The sequence below is a fragment of the Acinetobacter lwoffii genome (genome assembly GCF_019048525.1).
In the GTDB taxonomy this organism is placed as follows: Bacteria; Pseudomonadota; Gammaproteobacteria; order Pseudomonadales; family Moraxellaceae; genus Acinetobacter; species Acinetobacter lwoffii_K.
The window spans coordinates 2,145,259-2,170,081 of sequence record NZ_CP077369.1; the positions used below are offsets into that span (position 1 = coordinate 2,145,259).

20 protein-coding genes, 7 tRNA genes and 1 pseudogene are annotated in these 24,823 nt (G+C 42.1%); 17 read left to right on the forward strand and 11 right to left on the reverse strand.

The features are described 5' to 3' along the window. The first annotated feature begins 232 nt into the window (after positions 1–232). Positions 233–1,279 carry a hypothetical protein gene (locus tag I6L24_RS10075; protein WP_004280028.1) on the forward strand — a complete coding sequence of 349 codons (1,047 nt, stop codon included), beginning with the start codon at positions 233–235 and terminating at the stop codon, positions 1,277–1,279. Positions 1,280–1,380: 101 nt separating this feature from the next. On the opposite strand, the gene I6L24_RS10080 is transcribed toward I6L24_RS10075, so the two are convergent. Together I6L24_RS10080 and I6L24_RS10085 are read right to left on the reverse strand one after the other, a co-directional pair. Continuing rightward, positions 1,381–1,794: a DUF6176 family protein gene (locus I6L24_RS10080; protein ID WP_005251455.1), complete on the reverse strand. Its 414-nt coding sequence runs from the start codon at positions 1,792–1,794 to the stop codon at positions 1,381–1,383. Continuing rightward, the gene (locus I6L24_RS10085) at positions 1,784–2,656 is read right to left on the reverse strand and encodes an ATP-binding protein (RefSeq protein ID WP_004280026.1); all 873 of its coding nucleotides are present in this window, start codon (positions 2,654–2,656) and stop codon (positions 1,784–1,786) included. Before I6L24_RS10085 ends, I6L24_RS10080 begins: the two co-directional genes overlap by 11 nt. Before the next feature lie 188 nt (positions 2,657–2,844). On the opposite strand from I6L24_RS10085, the gene I6L24_RS10090 reads away from it, so the two are divergent. From I6L24_RS10090 to I6L24_RS10130, 9 genes are all read left to right on the forward strand, one after another. Then, positions 2,845–4,356 carry a DUF3336 domain-containing protein gene (locus tag I6L24_RS10090; RefSeq protein WP_005251456.1) on the forward strand — a complete coding sequence of 504 codons (1,512 nt, stop codon included), beginning with the start codon at positions 2,845–2,847 and terminating at the stop codon, positions 4,354–4,356. Beyond that, complete coding sequence (locus I6L24_RS10095; RefSeq protein ID WP_005251457.1) at positions 4,343–5,164, forward strand: protein kinase domain-containing protein; 822 nt, start codon at positions 4,343–4,345, stop codon at positions 5,162–5,164. Before I6L24_RS10090 ends, I6L24_RS10095 begins: the two co-directional genes overlap by 14 nt. Before the next feature lie 107 nt (positions 5,165–5,271). Next, positions 5,272–5,356 (forward strand) — tRNA-Leu (locus tag I6L24_RS10100). 35 nt (positions 5,357–5,391) lie between these two features. Next, positions 5,392–5,465, forward strand: a tRNA-Trp gene (locus I6L24_RS10105). Between the two features lie 39 nt (positions 5,466–5,504). Further along, positions 5,505–5,589 (forward strand) — tRNA-Leu (locus I6L24_RS10110). A gap of 377 nt (positions 5,590–5,966) precedes the next feature. Further along, positions 5,967–6,052, forward strand: a tRNA-Leu gene (locus I6L24_RS10115). Between the two features lie 371 nt (positions 6,053–6,423). Further along, positions 6,424–6,508 (forward strand) — tRNA-Leu (locus I6L24_RS10120). Between the two features lie 35 nt (positions 6,509–6,543). After that, positions 6,544–6,617, forward strand: a tRNA-Trp gene (locus I6L24_RS10125). 39 nt (positions 6,618–6,656) lie between these two features. Continuing rightward, positions 6,657–6,741: transfer RNA gene (locus I6L24_RS10130), tRNA-Leu, on the forward strand. 152 nt (positions 6,742–6,893) lie between these two features. Here the strand turns inward: I6L24_RS10130 and I6L24_RS10135 are convergent. Beyond that, a complete protein-coding gene (locus I6L24_RS10135) occupies positions 6,894–7,097 on the reverse strand; it encodes a hypothetical protein (protein WP_004280022.1) in 204 nt (67 codons plus the stop codon). A gap of 481 nt (positions 7,098–7,578) precedes the next feature. On the opposite strand from I6L24_RS10135, the gene I6L24_RS10140 reads away from it, so the two are divergent. After that, entirely contained in the window at positions 7,579–7,803 is a 225-nt protein-coding gene (locus tag I6L24_RS10140; protein ID WP_004280021.1) for a hypothetical protein, read from the forward strand. 240 nt (positions 7,804–8,043) lie between these two features. On the opposite strand, the gene I6L24_RS10145 is transcribed toward I6L24_RS10140, so the two are convergent. The 3 genes from I6L24_RS10145 to I6L24_RS10155 form a co-directional block, all read right to left on the reverse strand. Then, positions 8,044–8,445 carry a YkvA family protein gene (locus tag I6L24_RS10145; protein ID WP_004280020.1) on the reverse strand — a complete coding sequence of 134 codons (402 nt, stop codon included), beginning with the start codon at positions 8,443–8,445 and terminating at the stop codon, positions 8,044–8,046. A 504-nt stretch (positions 8,446–8,949) separates the two neighbouring features. Continuing rightward, positions 8,950–9,684, reverse strand: coding sequence for a hydroxyacylglutathione hydrolase (gene gloB, locus I6L24_RS10150; protein WP_004280019.1), 735 nt, complete (start codon positions 9,682–9,684; stop codon positions 8,950–8,952). 117 nt (positions 9,685–9,801) lie between these two features. Beyond that, on the reverse strand, positions 9,802–10,389 hold the full coding sequence (locus I6L24_RS10155) for a flavin reductase family protein (RefSeq protein WP_004280018.1): 588 nt from the start codon (positions 10,387–10,389) through the stop codon (positions 9,802–9,804). Between the two features lie 119 nt (positions 10,390–10,508). Between I6L24_RS10155 and I6L24_RS10160 the strand changes: the two genes are divergently transcribed. Together I6L24_RS10160 and I6L24_RS10165 are read left to right on the forward strand one after the other, a co-directional pair. Beyond that, complete coding sequence (locus I6L24_RS10160) at positions 10,509–11,330, forward strand: PhzF family phenazine biosynthesis protein (RefSeq protein WP_004280017.1); 822 nt, start codon at positions 10,509–10,511, stop codon at positions 11,328–11,330. A 143-nt stretch (positions 11,331–11,473) separates the two neighbouring features. Continuing rightward, on the forward strand, positions 11,474–14,245 hold the full coding sequence (locus I6L24_RS10165; protein ID WP_004280015.1) for a M16 family metallopeptidase: 2,772 nt from the start codon (positions 11,474–11,476) through the stop codon (positions 14,243–14,245). Positions 14,246–14,578: 333 nt separating this feature from the next. Here the strand turns inward: I6L24_RS10165 and I6L24_RS10170 are convergent. After that, positions 14,579–15,643, reverse strand: a pseudogene (locus I6L24_RS10170) (amidohydrolase family protein). 118 nt (positions 15,644–15,761) lie between these two features. Continuing rightward, positions 15,762–16,163, reverse strand: coding sequence for a DUF3144 domain-containing protein (locus I6L24_RS10175; RefSeq protein WP_004280011.1), 402 nt, complete (start codon positions 16,161–16,163; stop codon positions 15,762–15,764). A gap of 111 nt (positions 16,164–16,274) precedes the next feature. On the opposite strand from I6L24_RS10175, the gene I6L24_RS10180 reads away from it, so the two are divergent. Then, positions 16,275–16,907, forward strand: coding sequence for a hypothetical protein (locus tag I6L24_RS10180; protein ID WP_004280010.1), 633 nt, complete (start codon positions 16,275–16,277; stop codon positions 16,905–16,907). A gap of 22 nt (positions 16,908–16,929) precedes the next feature. Here I6L24_RS10180 and I6L24_RS10185 read toward each other — a convergent pair whose 3' ends face one another. Together I6L24_RS10185 and I6L24_RS10190 are read right to left on the reverse strand one after the other, a co-directional pair. Further along, positions 16,930–18,384, reverse strand: coding sequence for a CYTH and CHAD domain-containing protein (locus I6L24_RS10185; protein WP_216985956.1), 1,455 nt, complete (start codon positions 18,382–18,384; stop codon positions 16,930–16,932). A gap of 153 nt (positions 18,385–18,537) precedes the next feature. Next, a complete protein-coding gene (locus tag I6L24_RS10190; protein ID WP_004280008.1) occupies positions 18,538–19,995 on the reverse strand; it encodes a CYTH domain-containing protein in 1,458 nt (485 codons plus the stop codon). Positions 19,996–20,323: 328 nt separating this feature from the next. Between I6L24_RS10190 and I6L24_RS10195 the strand changes: the two genes are divergently transcribed. The 3 genes from I6L24_RS10195 to hemL all read left to right on the forward strand — a co-directional run bounded on the left by I6L24_RS10195 (position 20,324) and on the right by hemL (position 23,448). Beyond that, a complete protein-coding gene (locus I6L24_RS10195) occupies positions 20,324–20,707 on the forward strand; it encodes a DUF962 domain-containing protein (protein WP_005266760.1) in 384 nt (127 codons plus the stop codon). 780 nt (positions 20,708–21,487) lie between these two features. After that, on the forward strand, positions 21,488–22,108 hold the full coding sequence (gene thiE, locus I6L24_RS10200; RefSeq protein WP_005107266.1) for a thiamine phosphate synthase: 621 nt from the start codon (positions 21,488–21,490) through the stop codon (positions 22,106–22,108). Positions 22,109–22,146: 38 nt separating this feature from the next. Continuing rightward, positions 22,147–23,448 carry a glutamate-1-semialdehyde 2,1-aminomutase gene (hemL, locus tag I6L24_RS10205; RefSeq protein ID WP_004280005.1) on the forward strand — a complete coding sequence of 434 codons (1,302 nt, stop codon included), beginning with the start codon at positions 22,147–22,149 and terminating at the stop codon, positions 23,446–23,448. A 45-nt stretch (positions 23,449–23,493) separates the two neighbouring features. On the opposite strand, the gene I6L24_RS10210 is transcribed toward hemL, so the two are convergent. Continuing rightward, positions 23,494–24,726: a transposase gene (locus tag I6L24_RS10210; RefSeq protein WP_004730312.1), complete on the reverse strand. Its 1,233-nt coding sequence runs from the start codon at positions 24,724–24,726 to the stop codon at positions 23,494–23,496. Positions 24,727–24,823 lie beyond the last annotated feature (97 nt).

A 24,823-nucleotide genomic window follows, 5' to 3' on the forward strand; every position in this document is an offset into this window, starting at 1 on the left:
AAGATTCACATAAGCACTTCATTTCTTATGATAATTGTTGTTTGAAATATACATTAAAATTACAGAACCAAAAATTTCTTTGTTTAAAGATAAAGCGATATCGAAGGATAAAGCTGGCTGCCAAGAAAAAATATCACCGGCAGAAATAGCATTTGAGCTGTTCAGTTTCGAGAAGGCCAATCTTTAGTGATCACCAAATAAAAATGCAAAGAAATTTTAGGGAATAAATTTTATGAAAAAGCAGATTTCTATCTTTGGACTTGCTCTTGTTTCGGGTTTAATGAGTGCCTGTGGCGGTGGTGGGGGAAGTAGCTCAGACAGTCCTACTGTCACTACACCTCCAAATGTTCCTACGGAAAGTATTTCCCCTGAGCTTTCAGAGGAGTTTGTCCCGTTTGAAGATCAGGATATTGTAAAGAAAATTCGCGATAAAATTTCCGGAAATACCAGTAATGATACCGACTATAATGTTGCTCTAGGTCACATGATTGGAGAAGTATTCGCAGATTATCCTTATGGGCGTACTGCACGTATTATCAAAATTTATAATTTGGGCATCAATAGTATTAAATATCCAAATCTGATCTGTTCGGAAGTCAATACCACTGGTTCGGTCAAAACCCTGAAATTAAAAACAGATAAAGATAACTGTATTATTCTGGATAAAACTTACCGTAAAGGCTCAAACATTACTCAGACGGTGAATGGTGACACGACGACTTTAAGCTTTAGCAATGTCCGTTATGGTTCAAATGTAGATTTTAATCTCAAGGACGACTACCTGATTTCTGGCACAATTGCGCATCGTAAAACCAAAAATAACATGGGGCAATCCGAATCTTATCAAATCGATCAGTTGGAATTCCAGCGTATCGCCGAGACCGGTCAGGCAGGTACTTCTGGAATCGCATTTGATACAAAGAGCAAAGAATATCTGCAGGTGCGTAATTATAATTACAGCTTGGTTGATGATTATGGTAGTGGCAGTAATGGGATTCGTACCTTAACCAGTCGTGGTATGATTATCGGTCAGCCTGATCTGGCAGATTATCGTTACAGTTTTGATTTTAATACCACGACACCATTTAAAATGGATGAAACCGTATTAAATAACTATAAGCATTTGCCAAAAGAGGGCGTGCTTAGAATTAAGGACAGCGATGATCAGGTGATTGAAGTCAAACAGAACCAGCCTGAATCATTGAAGGCTACTGTTTATTTCAATGGCAGTGAAATTGATGACCTGCTATGGTCTACCATTATCGGTGATAAACAATAATTCGAGATGTCAAAAAAGCCCTGTATTTCCAGGGCTTTTTTTGTTATTGATTGGGGAGAAGTCTTTATTACAAAACTATTTTGAATAGCCGTGCTAATAAATCAGGTAACTGTAGCATCCAATAACAATTCGGCGGGATAAACCGCTTGCCATGAAGTTTTAAACTGTTTATGCACTTGGTCAATTGGGAAAGTACTGAGTTTTGCAATATTTTGCGCTTTTTGAATATTGTCGGCGCGCATATATGCAATCAAATAGTCCTGACCATGAAGTTGCAGATAAAACCAGGACTCGACATGAACCTGTTCAGCCTTAAGCGTTTCAATTACTTCGTCTTGACGTGCTTTCAAAGTACGCTGCCAGTCATGAACTTGCTGCATGTGTAAGGGCTTAAGTTGAATGAGAACTGCGCCGACATCCATAATTTTAATTTTCTTTTGAATATCATCATTATATAAATGATTTATATGAAAAAAGCGACCTGAACCGGTCGCTTTTAAGTTGTTAAGAGGCATTTAGTTGGGTTGAACCAATCCAGTGTTTGGAAAACTGATAGGCAGCACGTCCTGAACGTTGACCGCGTGCCTGACACCAGCGTAGGGCTTCAGCACGGGTTTCTGGCGTGAGTTCCATGCCTGCCTTTTTGAGGTAATGTTCGACAATTTCCAAATACAGGTTCTGATCCATTGGATAGAAAGACAGCCATAAACCAAAGCGGTCAGACAGTGAAATTTTTTCTTCAATCGCTTCCTGAGGATGTAATTCAGTATATTGCGGCACATCAACTCGGGTAACGGGCGTATTTTCATGCATGAATTCGGGTAATAAATGACGACGGTTACTGGTCGCATAAATCACAAAATTGCTGGAACCGGACTGTAAAGAACCATCCAGAACACTCTTTAAACTGCGATAATTTTCATCTTCGGCATTAAAGGCCAGATCATCACAGTAGACAATAAACTTCTCTGGACGCTCTGCAATGAGTTGCTGAATTTGAGGCAGATCGGATAAATCATCCCGTTCGATTTCAATTAATCGTAACCCTTGATCTGCATACTCGGTGAGTAGGGCACGAACAATGGAGGATTTACCCGTACCGCGTGAACCGGTCAGTAAGACATCATTGGCAGGTAAGCCGTTTAAAAACTGCAACGTGTTCTGGATGACTTTTTCTTTTTGTCGCTCAATCCCTTTTAAATCGGCCAGTTCCATCTGTCTAAGCTGATGAATAGGTTTGAGTTCACCATGTTGCCATTTATAGGCATGAGCAGAAAAATCAGGAATTTGTTTTAGTTCGGGCAGACTTTGCTGAAGTTGCTGCAGAACAGTCGAAAGGGCATTTAAAATATGGTCAGGTAACTCAATTTTCGCCATGATTTAACATTACAGATTTAAAATTATGGCTAAGATAGTACCATTGCAAAATTCACAGTCAAAGCCAGAAAAGTATGATAATTTGCTTAAAGTAGAGAATTTTCGTTATTGTAGAGGATAGAAAATTTGTACACATTTTCTGGCTCTGGGTACGAGCTGTATCAAGAATAAATATAGGGAAAAGGCAGATGCTGTTTAAAGATTTTACTCAGGATATTAATCCACATCAGGCCTATCGTATTAAAAAGCTCAAGCAGCAGCTGCAACAGGCTGAGTCCTATGAGGAATGGAAATATATTGCCCTGAAAATAGATGAAGAATCAGGTGCACAGGAATGGAAATTTGATAACAGTTCACCCTACTTTGATGCAGAAGTGATCGCACATCGTCTGGGTAAATTACGACGCTATCGACAACAAAAGCGCACCCGTGACCTGATGTATATTTTGCGCGAAGGCCTGAGCTACGATATTGCCAACATTGCCCATCCTCTACTGTTTACCGAAGCCTATGTGGGCACTAAAAGAATTATTGAAGATTATGTCGAAGAAGTCAGCCAAGGCTTAGCCTATATTGCTTCAATAGACTGTACCTGTCTCAGTATGGAAGAAAAAATCGAATATTTTCAGCATTGTCAGCGCGCCTATGGCCAGCCAGCCCTGATGTTTTCCGGTGGTTCGACGCTGGGTCTGTTTCATACTGGTGTATGCAAAGCCTTAATGGAGCAGGACTTGTTGCCGAAGGTAATGTCCGGTTCAAGTGCGGGTGCCATCATGACCGCCATGTTAGGTGTATCCAAACCTTCGCAATATATTGATATTTTGAAAGGCCATAATTTCTTTCATGAGGCTTTTCATTTCCGCACCATGAGTGAATTGATGAAAGGTAATGGTGGTCTGGCGGATGTAAAATATCTAAAAAAATTTCTGGTCGAAAATCTGGGTGATCTGACCTTCGAAGAAGCACTCAAAACCTCAGGTCTGCATATCAATATTGCGGTTGCACCTTATGATGCTGGACAGGATGCACGCATTTTAAATGCCTATACTTCTCCGGATTTGCTGGTCTGGAGTGCGGTACTGGCGTCTTGTGCGGTGCCGGTTATGTTTCCACCGGTTCGTTTGACCAGTAAGCGCTATGATGGTCAATATACGCCTTATATGGGTTCAACCCGCTGGGTGGATGGCAGCGTGCGCAGTGATTTTCCGCAGGAGAAAATGGCACGCCTGTATAATATTAATTATACCATTGCCAGTCAGACCAACCCGCATATCGTGCCATTCATGCAGGATGATATTTCACGTTTCCGTAAAGGTACCTTGACCTGGCCGCAACGGATTGTTCGCCGTCAGGGCGCGGTGATTACCAAAGGCATGATGGATTTTGCCAGAGAGCATGCCGGAAGCTTACCTCCTGTACGCCGTCTGCTGGATCATGGCTATGGTGTAGTTGACCAGCGTTATTATGGTGATGTGAATATTGTCGGTAAATATAGCCTGCGCCACTATAGCTATATGTTGCAGAATCCACGGCCGTATCTGTTTAAAATTTTACAGCGTGAAGGCGAGCGTGCCACATGGCCGAAAATTTCCCTCATTGAGACTCAGGAACGGGTCGGGAAAACTATTCAGCATTGTCTGGAGCTGCTAAATTATCAGCATACACTTAATCCAATACCTGAATACATTGCCACGACTTAATTTAGATCATCTCGATATTTCTGATTTTGAACTACGAACCAAAGCCCGTAGTCTGGGTTTTGGTCGGCGTCTTTATTATGCCAAGGGAAATGCGCTCTGGCTAAAAACCCAGATATCGCATAGATCTGATAGTTTAATATCATCTCCACATGCTGAACTAGGCTGGCAACATGAGCTGGATTTTTATCAGGCTCATGCCAGCTCAAGTGATCTAAATTTTTTCCTTCCACATCAAATTATTCAACAGCCTTTCAAGATCAATCATGAACAATTTGAGCAGGCCTTAATTCTGGTCGATGCGCCGGCGCATTTTCAGATCATGCCGCATCAGCAATCCATCACGCAAATTCGGCAACATTTGCTGCAAGCTGTGGAGCCTTTAATCTGCCTGCAAGAATTGGGTTATTTGCATGCCGATTTAAAGCAAGAACATTTTGTAAATAATCAGGGCAGGGTCTGCCTGCTTGATTTTGAGCATGTCCAAATACTCCATCAGAATGACCTGCATGAACTGAATGCGACACCGCGTTATATGGCACCTGAACTGTTTCAAGGCCAAGCTAAAAGCTTACAAAGTGAAGTTTATGCTTTGGGTGTTATTTTTTATGAGTGGTTGAGTGGTCAGCGTTTACAGGCGACAGATTATCTGGATTGGGCCTTTTTGCATTGTCAGCGTCTGAAAGTTGAGTTACCGCAGCACTTACAGGCTTTTCAAGGCTTATTAGAAGAAATGTTAAGTAAGCAGAAGCAGCATAGATTGGCCGATTTTCAAGCGGTTAAAGACTACTTAATGACTGAAATTGAATGAGAAAAATACAATAAAACTCGGATTGTTTCTTATTTAATCAAACGAGTGTTTTTTTATGATAAACGGCTTGTCAGCTGGAAATGATCTCTATAATATACACAGCCATTGGGGACGTGGCGAAATTGGTAGACGCACTGGATTTAGGTTCCAGCGCCGCGAGGTGTGAGAGTTCGAGTCTCTCCGTCCCCACCAATCGATATTTGGGTAACTGGATATTGGGTGGAAGTAGAGGATTGGTGTAATGGTAGCATGACGGTCTCCAAAACCGTTCGTCAAGGTTCGAATCCTTGATCCTCTGCCAAAGTTTGAAAGAAATCCAACGCTAAGTTGGTACCCTGATGGGGACGTGGCGAAATTGGTAGACGCACTGGATTTAGGTTCCAGCGCCGCGAGGTGTGAGAGTTCGAGTCTCTCCGTCCCCACCATCATATTAAAGCAAGGCTAATGCCTTGCTTTTTTATTGCCTGAAATTTGAGGGCGGTTTTTTTAGTACCAGATTTTTGCTGTCAAGATTGATGAACATCAATGCGTTCTGGGCTTAAATTATCTAGCGAATGATTGCAAGGGCAGGGCTTTAGTAAATTTCATTGTATTGCTGCAATAATTCATGCGATCTGTATATTCAATAATTTAAATGTTATATGGATCAGTCCCATGGTGTCTAACAATTTTATATATTGGTCTAAATAGAGCAGTATTTGCTCAATAGGGAATTAACTGATTAATTTTTGATATAAAAGTATTTAGCTTTTTATAGAACTACTTGTGAATCAGGTCTGATCGCTATAATATACACAGCCATGGGGATATGGCGGAATTGGTAGACGCACTGTGTTCAGGTCGCAGCGCCTTCTGGGCGTGAGAGTTCGAGTCTCTCTATCCCCACCATCATATTAAAGCAAGGCGAGTGCCTTGCTTTTTTATTGCCTGAAATTTGGCAAAGCCGTTGTATTTATGCTGTGTTGTATTCTGATTCCATGCACTGCTTCAAAAATAATTTATGAATAATAGTTTCAGTATTTTGAATGCTCATGTTGATCAAGATTAGAAATTTATTTGAGTTTTAATTTGAAATGTTGGAATTGAATCGAAATGATTAAAAATAACGAATGGGCAGTCATATCTTCAAATCAATCAAATTTTCGACATAAATTTTATAAAAAATTAAACTAACTGTTTATTTTATAGCGGAATAGATTGTGATTGCTTGTAAAATCGCTTGTCAATGCCGGTCTATCTCTATAATATACACAGCCATTGGGGACGTGGCGAAATTGGTAGACGCACTGGATTTAGGTTCCAGCGCCGCGAGGTGTGAGAGTTCGAGTCTCTCCGTCCCCACCAATCGATATTTGGGTAACTGGATATTGGGTGGAAGTAGAGGATTGGTGTAATGGTAGCATGACGGTCTCCAAAACCGTTCGTCAAGGTTCGAATCCTTGATCCTCTGCCAAAGTTTGAAAGAAATCCAACGCTAAGTTGGTACCCTGATGGGGACGTGGCGAAATTGGTAGACGCACTGGATTTAGGTTCCAGCGCCGCGAGGTGTGAGAGTTCGAGTCTCTCCGTCCCCACCATCATATTAAAGCAAGGCAAATGCCTTGCTTTTTTATTGCCTCAAATTTACTAAACAAAGAAAAGCCCATCGAAATGGGCTGAATAACTGGAGAATAGCGCTGTTGAATCAGTGGAAAGATTAATTTATTTTTCTTCTCTTAAATAGAAGCAATCAGGCTTTTAAATGATCTTCAAATTCCTCGCCTAACTGTAGTGCCAGAGCATTACCTGCCAGATCACAGGTCACCAGGCCATATTCTTTCTTGAAGCTGAAACTGAAACCACGATCATCCGCCAGGGTGCGTACCGAATATCCTAATTTTTCTAACCATAGTCGAAATGCAATCAAATTTTTCGCTTTAACCACTTTTTTCACGAGATCACTCCTTCATCATTGTTAAATCTTAAATAAGGGTGAAAAATTATCTTTTAAAGGGCAAATGCCTTTATTTAAATTAATTTAAATGAATTTGTGTATATAGTGAACATCGGTTGATTAAGAAAAAATCAATTTAAACGTTAAGTAAATGATTTTTATCATATTGAATAGGTTGTAACTAAATATTAAGCTTTTATAAGCTATAAATTTGGATAATTAATTTTCTAATTCAATAGCTTATTAGTGAAACAGGTTATTTCCTAATTTTATCAATCGTATGAAATAGAAAATTTCAGATCTAGAATGAGGAAATTAAAATCCAATCGACTTATTTATTAAAAGAATACCGGCTGCTGGTTTTCTGATCTTCAGCTCGATTTGCATGCTTTATACTGTCTGAAATGTAATTCTCAAACTGAATACCCGCACCATGACTGAATTAACCATTGAAGACTATGTGAATTAGCAAATTGAATTAATGCAGCAGCAGGGACTTGATCCGGTTGCTGTGATGTTGGGACATGAAGACTGGTTGAGCTTTAGTATTCAGTCGAAAGTGGCCTATACGCCTTTCGGCAGTGCCCGTCGTTATCAGCCTGCTTTAGGTGGCTTGCTACTGGTACGTATTGATGAAATGCAGGCGGTGCGTGTCGTGACTCAAGGTGAACTGGATACTTATGCACAAAGTAACCAGATTCTTTAACATTGCTTCATGCGATACATACGTTGTCAGTTTTAGTGAATAGAATCCAAGAAACTAGTTACTGCTATCCTACATATCATCATTCGGGATCGACATGGCCAATGTCACTTTTAAAGTTGAACGACAGAACTAATGTCATGCTCTGAAAGCAGACATTTTATTTCTATTTTGGTTTACAGTTTAATTTTGAATAATGCCCATTATATTAAATGGGTGCAAATGAGAGAGGGTATCTAAATCTCACTTGTTAAAAATAGACAGTATAGACAGTGAATCGTTCATGAAGTACATGGTTAAATATCCCAATATTACAAGCCATATCAGGATAATAATTCCTGCTGCCCAACGGTTTATAGGCCTTTCAACTAAGGTTTCTCCAAGAATTCTACAATCATCTACAATGTTTTGTGGGGTAAGCTTGATAACTAATAAAATACCTAAAGGTACAATAATAATATCGTCTAAATACCCAAGTACGGGAATAAAATCTGGAATTAAATCAATTGGTGAGAAGGCATAAGCAGCAATAATTAAAGCTAAAAACTTTACAGAATTGGGCGTTCGCTTGTCTTTTGCAATAAGCCAAACAACCAAGATGTCTTTTTTAATTGATTTAGCCCATTGCTTGATTCTTTGATACATAGCAAATATTAAAAGAACTATAGAGATTTAATCATAAGAGAGTTCTCTTAAAACAATATAGATTTTTATTATCCTATTACGATTTTCTAAAATTAACATAATACGCGTTATACGAAATGCTATTTTTTATTTTATACAAATTATATGTTTAGCGTATAAGTGAAAGCCCAATTCAAGTAAATTGGGCTTTTTTATTCACTTGTTAGGTTCCATGCTGATTATTTAAGCAATGTTCCACGAATTTCTCTAATTTAAATCAATATCATCCTGTTATTTATAAGTCATTATTTCATGTGTTGGAACTGAAATTGGTTTCTAAAAAAATAGAGGACTTGATTAATTATAAGAAAGCAAAAAATGGCACAGAAAGACATTTTTTAGATGGAGATTCAACTTATTCCAATTTGTGCAAAATTTGTACGTGCCTTTCAATAACATTCTATGCATCGCAAATGACAAATAAGTAAGTCGGCTGAAGCATTGATCTTCAGCTTTGAATCCGGTTTAAAACTGATCTTTCAGGGTTCTTAAACGCTGGAATTCTTCCACGCTTTCTGCGCGCAGAAAAGGATTGGTTTGCAATTCATCTTCAATACTACTTGGCAGCGTGCACTGGCCTAGTATACGCAAACGCTCAATATGTTCGAAGCGTTCCAGAATTGCCGAATTGTCCGGTTCAACGTGTTTGGCAAACTGTGCATTCGATAATGTGTATTCATGGGTGCAATAGACTTGGGTGCGCGGTGGCAAGGCAGCCAGACGGGACAGTGAATGATACATCTGTGAATAGGTGCCTTCAAAAACCCGGCCACAACCCATGGCAAATAAGGTATCGCCGCAGAACAGCACATCAATCGCATCAATAAAATAAACAATATGGCCGAGTGTATGCCCGGGTACAGCAATCACCTGGATATCTATTCCATGAAAATTAAACTGTTCTTCATGCTCAAGAGGATGGGTGATAAACGGAATTTTGCTTAGTTCTGCCCGTGGGCCATACACAGGCAGATTTTGTCCTTGGATCAGTTCCGGCACACCGCCAATATGATCTTTATGCCAGTGAGTCAGCCAGATTTGACTTACAGTTAAACCGTGTTCGGCACAATAGTCTTGTACCAATTCTGCTTCGGTTGGATCAATCACAGCCACCTGATGCGACGCGGTATGTTCAAGCAACCAGATATAATTTTGCAGTGAATTCTGGACATCAATACAGTGAATTTTAAAGGGTGTCATAGCACATCACATCAAATGAAGATTATAGATAAAGTAGCATAATTTCGGATACTCTGGTGCTGGTTGATATCGTCTGATCATCCGCGATTACTTTCATTTATTCCAAATTTGAAAAATTTATAATTCCGGATCATCAATGCTCACCGCATTGCCGATGGTGTAAAAATGCCCGCCGGCTACATGATGAATACTTTTCCACTCTTCATCCACTTCATGATAATGCCAGTGGCCGTCGCGGAAGACCCGATCATCGGCATAGGCTGCAATCACCTTGCCTATAAACAGGTCATGCATTTGCTGGTTATGCGGCTCAGGAATCATCTCGCAGAGTATCCAGGCCGCACAGCCTTGTACTACAGGAATATCAGCATCAGGAAAATGAAATAGTTCTACTCCGGATTGTGCCAGTTTGTCAGGCACATCATGCAGGCTCTGCGTACCCAGACGATAGACCATATTCAGTTGTTTCAATGTTGGAATTTGCAGCGCGAAATAACCTGATTTTTCAATAATATTTCGGGTTTTGGTACTTTTGTCCAGAACCACGGTCACTTTGGCAGGACTGAATTCCAGTGCGCATGCCCAGGCCGCTGCCATGACATCTGTATCCTGCTGGTCTTGAGCAGATACCAGCACAGTAGGTCCATGGGTAATCAGACGATAAGCTTTTTCTAAGGGAACACTTTGAAGATGGGAGTTTGTCATGCAGCACCATTTGCTCTATTTATTTAATAGGCTAGATTAATGAGATCATTAACATATTCAAGTTCCTTCTTGCAAAAAAGCTTTTAAACTGGAGATCGTTATATTCAGGAATTCAAAAAATGAAAATGTACCAGGTCGATGCGTTTACCACAGAACTGTTTAAAGGCAATCCCGCAGCCGTGATTGTGCTGGATGAATGGCTCGAAGATGGTCTGATGCAAAATATCGCCTTGGAAAATAATCTGTCTGAAACGGCTTTTGTTAAAGTTATCGATAGCGATAATTATGCCATCCGCTGGTTTACGCCAACCAAGGAAGTAGATTTTTGTGGTCATGCGACATTGGCCAGCAGCTTTGTACTATTCAATCAATTTGATACGGGGAAAACGATTCATTTTCATGTAAAAGACTTAGGCATTTTTGTAGTCAATCAGGATGCAGATGGCAAGATCAGAATGAACTTTCCAGTTCGTCGTGCAGAGCCAGTTGCTGAATATCCTGAAGCTTTAAGACAGGCCTTGAGCAAACCGTTTAAACAGGTTTATCTGAACGCGCAGGGCTATATTGTTGAATATGAATCGGTACAGGATGTGCTGGATGAAACGCCTGATTTTGAATTGTTGAAACAGTTGAATGGCAAACGTACTGCGATTACTGCTCAAAATACCTATTTAGATGTTGCAATTACTTCACAAGATACCCAATACGACTGTATTTCACGTTATTTTGCACCGAGTAATGGAATCAATGAAGATCCGGTAACCGGTTCAATTCACACTGGAATTGCGCCGCTCTGGGCCGAGAAACTTGGTAAAAATGAACTGGTTGCCTATCAGGCCTCGGCGCGTGGTGGGGTGCTATATTGTGCCTTGCAAGATCAGAATCGAATTGAAATTTCCGGTTACGGCAAGCTATATATGCAGGCTGAGATTTATCTTTAATTTTTTAATTACATAGAACTACATGTCGTCAGGTGAGACGGCATGTTATTTTGATGGTCCGGCTTGGAATAGATTATTCAGAAAAAGAATCATTCTCTAAGAAGGGCGCGAATAAAAATTTATATTTATAATTTGGATGAAGAATGTTGCTACGTTATAAAAATTTAAGTCTGGCGATTGTATTGTCTGGCTGTAGTGCACTGAGTTTTGCACAACCTGTTTTGGTGAAAACGGAACAAAATGTTGAAGAATACCGACTGGATAATGGACTGCGCATTATCCTGGCACCGAATGATAAAGAAAATAAAGTTTTTATGAATACGGTCTATCTGACCGGCTCCCTGAATGATCCTCAAGGCAAGGGCGGTCTGGCGCATCTGCTGGAACATTTGGCCTTTAAAGGCACAGAAAATGTCAAAGGGGATGAATTCCAGCGTCGACTGGATCAATATACCTTGATGACCAATGCCAGTACCGACTATTACTCAACCAAATATACTAATGTGATCCGTCCTGAAAAAACTGCGCTGAGTGAAGTCATTTTTCTCGAAGCCGAACGCATGGACAAGCTGGTGCTTCAGGAAAAATATGTACCGACTGAAATTGATATTGTAAAACGCGAGCGTGAAATTCGTCTGGATCAGCCATTTTCAGTATTGATCGATCAGGTGTTTAAATCTGCTTATGGCAATCAGTATTTAGGCCGTTTGCCGATTGGTGACCTAAATGAGCTGCAATCAATCAATATGCAGGAACTAAACCATTTTTACCGTCAATGGTATGCACCGAATAATGCCTTTGTGGTCATTTCGGGCAAATTTGATAAGGCCGAAGTCTTAAAACAGCTGGATACGCATTTCAGTCCGATTCAATCCCGAAATGTACCAGCGCAAGTGAAAGTCCCAGCGCTTAAACCAGAGCAAATCAAACAGCGTGAATTTACAGTAAAGAAAGGCAGTGATCTGGCCAAGTTTAATCTTTATTTGAATCAATCCGAAGAAAGCATTAAAACGGCTTTGGCTGTTTCGCCAACGCTCTATACTTTGCAGCCAAGTGGACATCTCTATCAGAATATGGTGGAAACTGGGAAGTCAACAGCGGTGCAATCCAGTACCTGGCTGGATAAAGACTTTAATCTGGTGTTTATGGGAGCAATCTATGCTCCGAATCATCAGGCACAAGCGATAGAGCAGGGACTGATTCAAGGCGTAGAACAGAGTCAGCCATTTACCGAAGCAGAATTAAACCGGGCTAAAAATCTGACCCGAAATCAGGCCGACAATATTAAAAACAGTGCGACTGCTTTGGGTTCACGTTTAAGCGATTATGCAGTGGCGTATTCAGGTGACTGGAGCCAGTATTTTAAAGATCTGAATTCAATTCAAAGCCTGAGTGTGAATCAGGTCAATCAGGTCTATAAGAGTTTTTTAAAACCTGAATACCGTATTTCTGGCAATATTTTACCTACCCCGGAAGATCAGAAGAAAGCGCAGGAACTGGCACAGACAGAAGCACCGGCAAAAACTCTGGATCAGCAGGCCGAAACAGAAGAGCCTCTGAAAGATGTCAGTGTCTATCAGGCTGAAGTAAAACAATATATACAGCAGTCCAAACAGTATTTGCATAGTAAAGACAAACAGATTCAGCGTGGCAAGTTGAAAAATGGCATTAAATACGCGCTGTTTCCGACGACTACACGCGATGATAAAGTCTATGCCACAATTTCACTGGATTTTGGTAGCGCTCAAAGTCTGATGAATAAAGGCGAGATTCTTGATCTGACCGCTTATTTAATGTTGCGCTCATCGAAAACCCAAAGCTTGCAGCAGATTGCCGATAAAATTATTGAAGTAGGCGGTTCGGCGACTGCCAGTGCATCCGGCAATGGCCTGACCTTGCAGATCAGCGCCAAAAAAGAAAAGTTTGAAGAGTTTTTCCAGTATGTGGTTGATGTACTGAAAACGCCGGCATTTGAGCAAAGCCAGTTTGACTTGATCAAGAGTCAAACTTTATCCAGTCTGGATCGTCCTTACACTGAACCAGATACCGTGTCGAGCTTGACGATAGCGCGAACTCTCGAGATCTATCAGCCTGGCGATCTGCGTTTCCATTTCGAGCCTGAACTGGCCAAAAAACAGTATCAGAAAGCGACTCGCGAACAGGTTATGGCACTGTATCAGCAGTTTTTAAAAACCCAGCATGCACAAATCGCGGTCACAGGTGAGTTTAATCCAAAATCGATGCAAAAAACGCTGAAAAACAGTTTCTCAGACTGGAAAGCTACACAGCCTTATGAGCGTCTGAAATCGGAATATCGAAGCTATCCAGCCCAGAAAATTCATGCGTTGTCTGAGCAGCGTGAATTCGGGAGTTATGAGGCATTCATGAGCATGCCGGTCGGCGCAGATCATGCCGATGCACCTGCATTACAGGTATTTCGATATATTCTGGGTGATTCACAGTTATCGTCACGACTGGCACAAGAGCTACGCGAGAAAAATGCCCTAGTCTATGGTTTTAGTGCAGATGTGCAACTCGATGAATGGGCAGATGTGGGCGCCATGATGATTAGTGCCAATTATACGGCTGGAAAATCCGCACAGGTTTCTCAGGCAGTGCATAAGGTACTCAATGAACTGCTGACACGTGGCGTGACTGAACAGGAAGTCGAAGCGGCAAAAGCCAGTATCTTGAAACAGCGTTTAACTGCACTCGAAGATGATCGCCGTATTCACACTATGTTGATTCCACAGCTGGAAAAAGACCGTAATCTGGTTTACCGGGAAAAACGTGATCAGGCGATTGCTCAACTGAGCAAAGCCGATATTGATGCCATGATCAAAAAATACATCAAGCCGGACCAGCTGGTGGAAGTGATGGCTGATCAGTACGGTAAGCAAGTTAAAACATCATAGTGTTGATAAAAAATCCCCTCAAGTGAGGGGATTTTTTTATTTTAGTTTTATGCTTTAGGTTGCTCTATGGCTAAAAACAATCCCTCCAGTTAAGCTTGCAAGGATAGATAGGAGCAGACTCCAAACAGATACAATAAGAAGGAAAATCAATATTCCACAGCCAAGCAAAGTTGAAACGAAAGCAATATCTTGATCAAAAGGATGATGGATCGCCACTTGATAATAATAAGACGTTATCCAGCTTGAAATAATAGTGAGTAAAATACAAAGTCCTTTGCCTGAAGGCGTATTTAGACTGGAATCTGTTATCCAACTTAGCATGTCCTCATCTACTCAAAGTCGATAAAAACGTTTAGCATTTTCATAAAAAATCGGCTTTAAGGCATTTTCATTGTAGTCCTGCACAATATCGCTAAAGGCATCAATAATGTTGGTGAGTGAGCTACTGACACTGTCCATTGGAAAGTTGGATGCAAACATCACGCGCCCAGAACCAAAACAGTCTAAAGTATGCTGGATCACGGGTGCGGCACGTTCCACTAATTCCTGTTTACTTGCCAGCCGTTTCTGCGTGTGAAAATCATGTCCCAAGACTGGCATAAACAGACCAGACATTTTGGTCGATACATTTTTGCATTCGGCCAGTTCTGCCAACTGATCTTTCCAGTCTGCAAATATCTGGGTGCGATCTTGTTCGGTCTTGCCTGTAGCTTTGCTCACTTTGCCAAATAAACCTGCGGGCGTACCCAGATGATCCAGCACAATAGGGGTGTTTGGAAAGGCTTTGGCCAGCGCAGTAACATCCGCAATCTGGGTAGAGTACACCCAGGCATCAAAGCTTAAATCTTGCCTGGCCAGTTCGTCAAAGCCCTTCAGGAAATCTGTGTTGCGATAGAGATGCGGTTCATCGGTCTAGGCATGAATCCCTTTATCTGGATGTACTGCAGCCATTTTACGGATGCCCCGAAACTTGGGAGAAGCTTTGCGATGCAATTGAATCAACTGTTTAAAATTTTTCTGCCGCGGATCCGCCGTGGCGACAATTCCACCCAATTGGATAGTGTGCTGATCAAAAGGAAGCCCAGCGATAAAACGGGTTTCATTTACCACACCCGTACCTTTATGGTCATGCCAGCTGGCTTCAACATGCACAATCTGCTCTATTTCATAATGTCCTGCATCTTTCTTGTAATTTGCAGGCAGATAAGGTGCAGTCAGGTGCTGTGTCAGGCCAATGGTCTCAATGACGTCTCTGGGTTTCAACAGTCGAACCATTCTGTCTAGTAATTTGGGATGATTGCCGAACAGCTTTACCGCTAGCGCTGCCGCATGTGGGGTATTGTACGGATCCCATTGGTGGATATGAGGGTCAATGATCGGGAAGGGAAGTTGCTGCATGCTATGCCTTGTTTTCGTTTATTTATTATTCAATTTATATAGTGCTTAAATCACTTTAAAGTCAATATGATAAATGACAGCAAATAAAAAAAGCCCCGCGGGGCTTTTCGTATTTTAATCAATGATCATGCTTGTGATCATGGTTATGCTTGTTGGCATGAAACTCTTCATTGTGACGGAAACGTAAATAGTTTTCGAACTGTTCACAGTATTCATCATAGTTATCTTCCAGCATCATTTGAAATTGCTGCAAGATATAAGACATGACCTGATCTTTGGCATCGCGCATTTCATTCCCATCTTTAAAGTTATTCGCTGCCACCCAGGTATTGAAACGGGCAGTACCAAATAACATCGCCGCACTGACTTGACCGCGCTTATCGCTCGGTTTTTCCTGTGAGCCTTTTTCTACGCGACAAAACTCGTTGGCTTGTTGAATAAATTCATCAGCACGTTCAAAGAATGCCGCATTTAACGCTTCTTCTTCGGTTACATCGGTTGCTTCAATCTTTTGAACCATGAATTTGTTCCTAACACTAAAATCTCAATCGTTAATTATAGGCAAAGCCTTGCAGAAACTAAACCTTTGCCTTAATCTAAAAAATAGCCTAAGCATATAAAAGTGAATGCCATGCAGGATGCGATTGCAGTACAAAGCCTAAAAAGTGATATTGCCTTATTGCGCCAGAATATTTGGCCACCGGCAAATCTAGCCAATGTTGAAGGCTTGCCGATTTATTATGGCAGCCAGTCACAGGTAGATGAATACTATAGCCAGTGGCTCGGGCTGATTGAAAGGGCACAGGATCTGTTTCAGCCTTTTATGGAAGATGAAATCTTGGATGCGATCCATCTGCCGAGTCATTTAAACTTGCCGCTGTTTTATTTTCATGTTGACCGGATTCGCATTAATAAAACCCGCGCCAAGGAATCCAAAACTTTTCGTGGGGTCGCCAGCCTGATCGAAAAATGCGGCCAGTTCGAACCCGAGCAGATTGCAGCCATGCGGCAGTGGCTTGATAGTGACGATACTGCAGCTTTGGTGGCACACCGTGAATTTGTGGATTTACGCACTTATGTGTTTCAGCATGGCCAGAGCGAATATACACGCACCCGTTTTTATGTGAATGGGATCGTGCTGAGTGTCGAACCACATTTTGAGCTGGTCGATGCACGCGATAAGCCACGCAAGCAACGCAGCGACAGTTATAACGATCCTCTGGCAGATAATAATACCTGGAAAGTGTTTGGCAAATATCGCTAGCACAGTTTGACCAAGCCCGGTCTTACCAGAAGCGCTTGGTATTTTCTGCAAACTGCTGTAAACGTTCTGCTGCTTCACTCGACAAACGCTGCTGTTCCGCACTTATCCAGCCCAGCACAAACCAAGCCTTGGCCTGTTGTTTGACATAAGGTCTAAATAATTCGTCTGCTACAAACAGGTCATTATAATGCCCAAGGCTTTCCTGCAAGGGTTTTAAGGCTTTTAAATAAGCTTTAACCTCTTTTTCAGGAAATAAGCTTTGCAAGAATTCTACGTTATAGCGTAAGCGTTTGACCCGTTTGCGTGTGCGATGTCGGGATTCAATATCCAGTTCTTGATAGTTCTCGGTATCCTGATAGATTTGCTGATGCAGCTTGCTCAGGCCTTTACACAAAATTTTATGCGAAGACTTAGCTTTACCCTCTGTATTTTCTTGGCTAAAGCTGAATAGTTGCAGCATTAATTCTACTGTGGCAGGACTTCTAAACAGCGCACTGATATTTGGCTGTTTTTGACGGTGTGGCGGTAATTTCAGTAAGGGGGAACCTGCTTTTTCCAGTTGTGGAATCAGGCTTTCTGCCAAGGCATCGCGATCTCGGGTAGAACCCAATTGCTGAAAAATATCCCGTAGCTGTTCCGGCCATTCTGGCTGTACATGTTCAGTCACGGACTGGAAAATTTTAAAAGCACTGCGCAAACGTCGAATCGCAACACGTGCCTGATGCACATGATCACTATTATAATTTTCGGCAGCAATCGCCGTCGCATTTGGGAAAAGATGAGCCAAACAATTGACGACAATCTTTTGCAAAATCGTACTGATCTGATCTTTCTGCTCAAGCACTAAGGGAAGCTGATGCTGAACCGGTAGACTCTCTTCACCATGTAATAAGGCAAAACCGCGTTCCGATTTGCTCCGTGTATCCAGCCACAAAGCATAACGCTGAACCCAGGGCTGAATGAAATCAATCAATTCACTCAGCTGGCCGGATTTAAGCTCAAATTCGACCTCATAAATATCGATGGCTTGATCATTGTGCCGAATTTCTCCGACATCAAAAGCAATCTCAATCTGGCTGTCCAGATGACTTTCTGTGAGTACATACCGTACGACATCTGTTTCAAATTGCAGAATAAGTGGTGTCTCCAGATCACCGATCGCCTGTTTCAGAATTTTTTTTGCCGGTTTATGTTTGCGATATAACTGAAAATCACAATGTTCCGGAGGACTTTTTAATTCATGCTCAAGTTCAAAACGTTCAAATTGTTGTTCGGTCGCTGCTTTCAGGGTTTGAATCCATTGCTGGTCTTCCAGACGTTGCCGCAGGGCAATCTGATGTTGTTGTAATTGCTGTGCTTCAGTATCAAAATAGCGTGCACACAGGCGATGCCGAGTCGGCTGAAGTTTCTGAATGTCCTGTTCAAATTGCACACGAGACTGTGGCGGAATCTGAAATTTGAGTTCTATTTCTGCCATCGGGTCATTCCTCCGCGATGTTGGTTTTACAGATTAATATAGCCCAAAGATCGGCAGGGGTGTGATGTGCTTCTGCAACAAAAAGCACGCCATAGAAGGCGTGCTTTGAGTTTTTCTTGTGATATTTATTTCAATATTTTTATTTCAATATGTTTATTTCAGGAATTTACGACTGACCAGGAACTGTTCGGTCGCTTCAAGCAGTTTTTGCGCATAGACTTCCTGCTTGGCGGTCAGCCAACCCAGCACAAACCAGTCACTTGCTTCCAGCTCGGTCTGCTGAATATAAACTGCAGAAGAGGCCAAAGTTTGATATTCACTGGCTGCCAGTTGAGCATCGTTCAGCGCTTTGCTGTATTTCTGCAAATTTTTGACATCATAGATCGTGGTTAAAATCGGAAAGCTGAATTTCAGTTCCTGAATCCGGCCCGACAATTGATCCAGACTTTCAAAATCAGTGATATCCGTCTGATTCATTTGTTCCTGCAAGGCTTTATATTGCTGTTGCAAGGTAGTTTGCGCAGCGGTTTTCAGATCCAGGGAAGCATGCTCATTTTCATTTAAGCTGAACATCAGTAATTCCAGATAATGATGCACATTCTGGGTAGACTTGACCAGATTGCCGAGTTTCTCCTGCGCATACAGAATATCTTTGCTCAGATTTTCTGCCGTGGTTGGATTTTGCAGGAAGCCGGCCAAGCTGTTTTGCATGTGTTGCAAATGTTGCAGATGTTCAAATTGCTGCTTAAAGGCCGCCAGTTGATGTGCCCATTTGTCCGAAAGCTGAGGATGCCAGTCTTTGAACAGCAGCAAGGTCAGATATAAGTGGTCTAGTGCCAGTCGTGCCTGATCAATATGTTCCTGCTCTGCGACCTGTGCTGCAATCGCCGCGATATTCGGCAATAAATGCTGCATCTGCTGCGCAATCAGACTGCACATGGTTTTACTGGCGCTGTCTTTTTTGCTGATCTGAAATTCTTTGCTGAGAGTCGCAGGGCTAACGCGCTGTGAAGTGGCCAATAAATTGCCTATTTCTGCCTTGCTGCGTACATCGAGCCAGAGCTGGTATTTCTTGACCCATTCAAAACTAAAGGCCAGCAGATGTTGAATTGAACCATTTTTTAGTTCGAACTCGACTTCATGTACTTCTTGCTCGGCATGCTGAGTACGGATCTGTCCAATATCCAGGCTGACTTCGATCTGGGTATCTTCATAGTCAATTACCCTTAACGTGCGGGAAATATCGGTTTCAAACTGGAGTTGTAGCTGGTCGAACTGATTACCGAGCGCATTGCTGAGAATTGTCCCGGCTTCTGGAAATTCCTTATAAATATCTAAATCCAGTTCAGGAGATGCAGTTAATTTCCCTAGATCATGATTATGTTCAAAGCGTTCGATATGGCTTTTTCCGGCCGCTTTTAGGGTTTGAACCCAACGTGTACCTTCCAGACGCTGACGTAGTGCCACCCCATGCCGGGCCAGTTGGCGGTCGGCAGTATCATAATATTTGGCTTGAAGCTGGATCTGTTGAGACTTTTTCGGATCAAGTGCCTTGAGCAGCGCAGTGCGTCTTGCCGCAGGAATCTGGAACTTGAGTTCAACTTCAACCATGATGATCATCCTATCTGTTCAGTGCAATTAAGCACTGAATCTTCACTTGAATAAGGTTTTGAAATGAGGCGGACAGCAGCCGCAATTATATTTTTAGATTTGTGCGCAGCAGATTGTAACCAAAATCAAAATGCATGTAAGACTTGACTGAGCATAAAAAGCTTAAACAGAAGTTTGAAACTTAGATTTCATCGGTTCATTTTAGGCTAAAACGATCGGATTTAGGCGTTCACGGGGATGTGCAAGATACATTGAAGCGCGAATCAAAAGGCTGTTATTTGGCCAAAATATACGCTAAGGTAAAACAAAAACGTCAGGATGATGACAGATGAATGTACAAGTACAACCAGAAAGTAAGAATGAGGTGGTGGTTCAGACCCAGATGCCGATTAAGAATTATCATGAATTTTATCGCTTCTATTTGACCGAACATCGGCATATCATCAGCCGCCGTCTGCACGTGGCCGGCAGTAGCATCGGTTTATACTGTTTTGCTAAAGCCATTCGTCAAGGCAAGCCGCGATATTTTGCCTATGGTTTACTCTCGGGCTATGCTTGTGCCTGGGTCGGTCATTTTATCTTTGAGCGCAATAAACCAGCCAGCTTCAAACAGCCTGTATATAGCTTTATCTCGGACTGGCGCATGTTTGCCGATGTCCTGCGTGGTAATATCAGTCTGATCGACCTTAAATACGATAAAATTTCCCGTTAAGCCAGAATGACTTTTATCGGAATGTGCCCACTTAAAGCATGAAATTTCGATAAAAGCCTTGCAAGTCTAGAATTATTATTCTAATAATTATGGTATTGCAGATTAGGTTTTTTGATCAACTATTATATTTTAATTAATACATCAGTTTTCCAAGCCTGGAGCGACCTTCTCCGGGCTTTTTTTATGCCTGTTTGCTACCAATAAATGTTCAAGATTTTGCTCATGCTATTGTGTAAATATTCATAGAAGAATTCATGTGGATTTGTGCTGAAAGTAAAAGATCCTTTCTGGCTTTGAAACGTTTTCCCACAAACGAATGACTCAAAACCAGAAAGGATCGGGTATTACAAACACAGGTATTTATTTTTCTGTTTATTTTCTGTGTCTAAGGCTATTTAAGACGCTTCGCGCCGATTGGGCTATCCCTGAAAATGGGTATTTTTAATATTAATTAATTTGAGTACGCTTGAGCCAGGCGAAAAAAAGACAAAAAAATCGCTCTTAGAATTTTGCAACTTCTCCACCAAGTTATCTGCAAAATCCTAAAAGCGTTTGTCGGAGGGCGTAAGCATTAACACGTTATAATTATTGTTATAAGGCGATTAAAACGCAGATTTGAAAGTCCGTATATCCCTGAAAATGGTGATATTTGAGATTTAATTGACAAATTGCGCTAAAAAACTGCAAATCTGTTGCTGCCCAGTCTTAGAAACAGCAAGATGGCGGCAATTAAACCGAGTTATGCCTATAATAGAGCCATCCTAGCAAGTGGCGAGCAAGATGCGCGGTTTATATTTAATTACCAATGATGATCCATTAGAGCTTTTATTAGCGAAGTTGGAAGGTGCAATGGCCAATGGTGGTGTTGCGGTCTTGCAATATCGCCGTAAAAAAGTGGCGAAAGAAGATCAAATTTACGAAATCGAGTACATGAAAGCCATGTGTGCTGAATATGGCGTACCTTTCGTGATTAACGATGATCTGGAAATGGCGGTTAAATACGGCGTGGGTGTGCATTTAGGCCAGGATGATGGTTCGATTGTCGACGCTGTTGCGCGTTTGCCTAAAGGCGTGTTGATTGGCCGTAGCTGTAATAACTCACTTGAGCTGGCTAAACAGGCCATTGCCGATGGTGCGAATTATGTGGCATTTGGAGCAATTTATGCGACTGATAGTAAACCTGAAGCGGGTAATATTGGTCTTGAAACCTTAAAACTGGCCAAAGAAAAATTGAACGTGCCTCTCTGTGCCATTGGTGGTTTAACGGTTGAAAATTCAAAGGATGTCATTGAGTCAGGTGCGGATTATTGCGCGGTGATTAGTGATATATTGGGACTTCCTATGAATGCCATTCCTGAACGTTTAGATGAATGGTCTGCGCTTTTTCAAGCTACAGCATAAAATTTTTTGATTGATTTAATTTTGAGTCGAGTGCCTTCATGAGCTTATCTCCAAAGCAAGAACAATTGTTCAAACAAGCCAATAAACATATCCCGGGTGGCGTCAATTCACCTGTACGCGCATTTAATAGTGTCGGTGGGACGCCGGTCTTTATCGAAAAAGCCCAAGGTGCGTATCTGTATGATGTCGATGGCAAACGTTATGTGGACTATGTAGGTTCATGGGGGCCGATGATTTTGGGTCATGCGCATCCAGCGATTATTAAAGCGGTTCAGGATGCCGCAGTAGACGGTTTGAGCTTTGGTGCGCCCACAGTTCATGAAACCACACTGGCAGACATTATCTGCGAGATCATGCCATCGATTGAGCTGGTTCGTATGACCAACTCAGGTACAGAAGCGACCATGACCGCGATTCGTTTAGCGCGTGGTTATACTGGCCGTGACAAGATTGTAAAATTTGAAGGCTGTTATCACGGTCATTCGGATTCATTATTGGTAAAAGCCGGTTCAGGTTTATTGACCAGTGGTGAAGGGGAAGCGACGTCGGCAGGCGTGCCAGCGGATTTTGCAAAACATACGCTGACACTTCCATATAACGACATCGCGACTTTAAAAGAATGCTTTGCCAAATTTGGTTCGGAAATTGCCGGCGTGATTGTTGAGCCAGTCGCAGGCAACATGAACTTGGTGAAACCAATTGACGGTTTCCTGCAAGCGATTCGTGATGTCTGTGATGAACATGGTTCAGTGTTTATCATTGATGAAGTAATGACCGGTTTCCGTGTCGGTTTGGGTGGTGCGCAAGCACATTATGGCGTTACTCCGGATTTAACCACTTTAGGTAAAATCATTGGTGCAGGTCTGCCAGTGGGCGCTTTTGGTGGTAAGCGTGAAGTGATGGAATGTATTGCACCACTGGGTAAGGTATACCAAGCAGGTACATTGTCGGGTAATCCACTGGCAATGCGTGCCGGTATCGAGATGTTCAAGCATTTACGTACCGAAGGTTTTTATGAAAAATTAACCGCACAACTCGAAAAATTGCTCGCCGGTTTACAAACTGCTGCTGATGAAGCAGGCATTCCATTCAAGACCCAACAAGTGGGCGGTATGTTTGGTCTTTACTTTACCGATCAGGAAGATATTACTAGCTTCGACTCTATGCTGAAATGCGATGTCGATGCGTTCCGTAAATTCTTCCATGGCATGTTAAATCGTGGCGTAAACCTTGCACCATCTGCTTTTGAAGCAGGATTTATTTCTGCTGCGCATAGTGATGAAGATATTGCTTACACGATTCAAGCGGCTAAAGAAACTTTTGCTGAGATGAAAGCGTAATACCTCTCCCAAACCCTCTCCTTAAAGGCATAGGTATCTACACATCTATGAGATACCTAATGCCATTGTGGCTATCTCATTGAGTTCATCTATTGAATATTCCGAGAGCAGTTGAAGAGTGTTCAGTAAAATCGAAAGCCCTGCCAATAAGGCAGGTGCACTTTCCAACCTACCTCTTTTCTGCTGCCGACCTGAAAGACGGGTGAGAAATACACGAATTTTCTGATGGTGTTCATCTTCAGAACGCTGGATTCGCCAAGTTAAAACACAAGCCATACAGCTAATCAGTAACCGCCTTAAAATGGCTTCAGGTCTGGTCTGAAGCCATGCTTCAATATCATGACCTGCCTGCTTGAGCAGCTTGAAATAGCATTCAATTGTCCAGCGCCAGTAATACCAGGTCGTCATCTCTACCGTAGTAATCTCTGATGGAACATTGCTGATTAGTGACCATCTTGCGACGGTCTTATCCTGATCATCTTTCACTACGGCAACAATTAATCTGGCTTCAATCGCACTCCCTGGCTGGGGAGCAACCCGTTGGCCTGAATCGTCATTTCTCTTCGGTTTTGCTGCACGTGTTATCCGGATAGCAGTTTCTCCCACATGCAACATATGCCGGTTTCCTTTATAGGCAATCGGCTGGACCTGCTGCGTTTCTACTCGTTCTGCGGCTTCTGCAACTTTGCATGTTTTGCCCTGATGCTCAATTCGATGGCCTTCTTTCGCCCGAATCAGCCATTTAAAACCCTGGCTGCTCATTTCCCTTAGGTGGGCAATGGAGTCACCTTCACGATCAATGATATGAACACATGTTTTCTCAATGGGATATTGTTCAATCACTTTGATTTGTTCGGTAAGTGAATCTAGATGAGATTTGCGCCCAGCAGAGTGTTGACTGAATGTGGAATAGCAGCCTGAGGCATCTGATAGTGTCTGCGCCAGTGGCGCAATAGGTAGTCCCGAGGCTGCATCAACCAGCAGACTGCTTTGCAATTCATAGCCTGAATCATATTGATGGGTTCTTTGCAGGCGCTGAATTTTATGATGGTGTTTCACATACTGTAGCTGAGACCAGTCATGAACAATCAATGCATATTGATGCGGTGATGCCTTGATCTGTTCACATGCAAGATGTTCAATTGGCTGGTTTAACTGACTAAAAGAGATTTTGTCATTATTCAGGAATCGCCAGACCGCTTGTGTGGTTGCGAAACTCGACTTTTGGGCAGAAGCCAGGTCTTTGATTGCCGGAGCAAGTGAAGCAAGAGGGTTCATATTGAGCTTTACAAGGCTGTTATAGCGCTTGACAAGACGCTGGTCCAGGCCAGAGATGTTAAATTGAAGAGCATGCTCTTCAATTTAACGCAAAGTT

Excerpts from the sequence above, each read along its gene's own strand:
- I6L24_RS10075 (WP_004280028.1), top strand. The coding sequence starts at position 233 with ATGAAAAAGCAGATTTCTATCTTTGGACTTGCTCTTGTTTCGGGTTTA.
- I6L24_RS10080 (WP_005251455.1), bottom strand. The coding sequence starts at position 1,794 with ATGCCTCTTAACAACTTAAAAGCGACCGGTTCAGGTCGCTTTTTTCAT.
- I6L24_RS10085 (WP_004280026.1), bottom strand. The coding sequence starts at position 2,656 with ATGGCGAAAATTGAGTTACCTGACCATATTTTAAATGCCCTTTCGACT.
- I6L24_RS10090 (WP_005251456.1), top strand. The coding sequence starts at position 2,845 with ATGCTGTTTAAAGATTTTACTCAGGATATTAATCCACATCAGGCCTAT.
- I6L24_RS10140 (WP_004280021.1), top strand. The coding sequence starts at position 7,579 with ATGCAGCAGCAGGGACTTGATCCGGTTGCTGTGATGTTGGGACATGAA.
- I6L24_RS10145 (WP_004280020.1), bottom strand. The coding sequence starts at position 8,445 with ATGTATCAAAGAATCAAGCAATGGGCTAAATCAATTAAAAAAGACATC.
- gloB (WP_004280019.1), bottom strand. The coding sequence starts at position 9,684 with ATGACACCCTTTAAAATTCACTGTATTGATGTCCAGAATTCACTGCAA.
- I6L24_RS10155 (WP_004280018.1), bottom strand. The coding sequence starts at position 10,389 with ATGACAAACTCCCATCTTCAAAGTGTTCCCTTAGAAAAAGCTTATCGT.
- I6L24_RS10160 (WP_004280017.1), top strand. The coding sequence starts at position 10,509 with ATGAAAATGTACCAGGTCGATGCGTTTACCACAGAACTGTTTAAAGGC.
- I6L24_RS10165 (WP_004280015.1), top strand. The coding sequence starts at position 11,474 with ATGTTGCTACGTTATAAAAATTTAAGTCTGGCGATTGTATTGTCTGGC.
- I6L24_RS10175 (WP_004280011.1), bottom strand. The coding sequence starts at position 16,163 with ATGGTTCAAAAGATTGAAGCAACCGATGTAACCGAAGAAGAAGCGTTA.
- I6L24_RS10180 (WP_004280010.1), top strand. The coding sequence starts at position 16,275 with ATGCAGGATGCGATTGCAGTACAAAGCCTAAAAAGTGATATTGCCTTA.
- I6L24_RS10185 (WP_216985956.1), bottom strand. The coding sequence starts at position 18,384 with ATGGCAGAAATAGAACTCAAATTTCAGATTCCGCCACAGTCTCGTGTG.
- I6L24_RS10190 (WP_004280008.1), bottom strand. The coding sequence starts at position 19,995 with ATGGTTGAAGTTGAACTCAAGTTCCAGATTCCTGCGGCAAGACGCACT.
- I6L24_RS10195 (WP_005266760.1), top strand. The coding sequence starts at position 20,324 with ATGAATGTACAAGTACAACCAGAAAGTAAGAATGAGGTGGTGGTTCAG.
- thiE (WP_005107266.1), top strand. The coding sequence starts at position 21,488 with ATGCGCGGTTTATATTTAATTACCAATGATGATCCATTAGAGCTTTTA.
- hemL (WP_004280005.1), top strand. The coding sequence starts at position 22,147 with ATGAGCTTATCTCCAAAGCAAGAACAATTGTTCAAACAAGCCAATAAA.
- I6L24_RS10210 (WP_004730312.1), bottom strand. The coding sequence starts at position 24,726 with ATGAACCCTCTTGCTTCACTTGCTCCGGCAATCAAAGACCTGGCTTCT.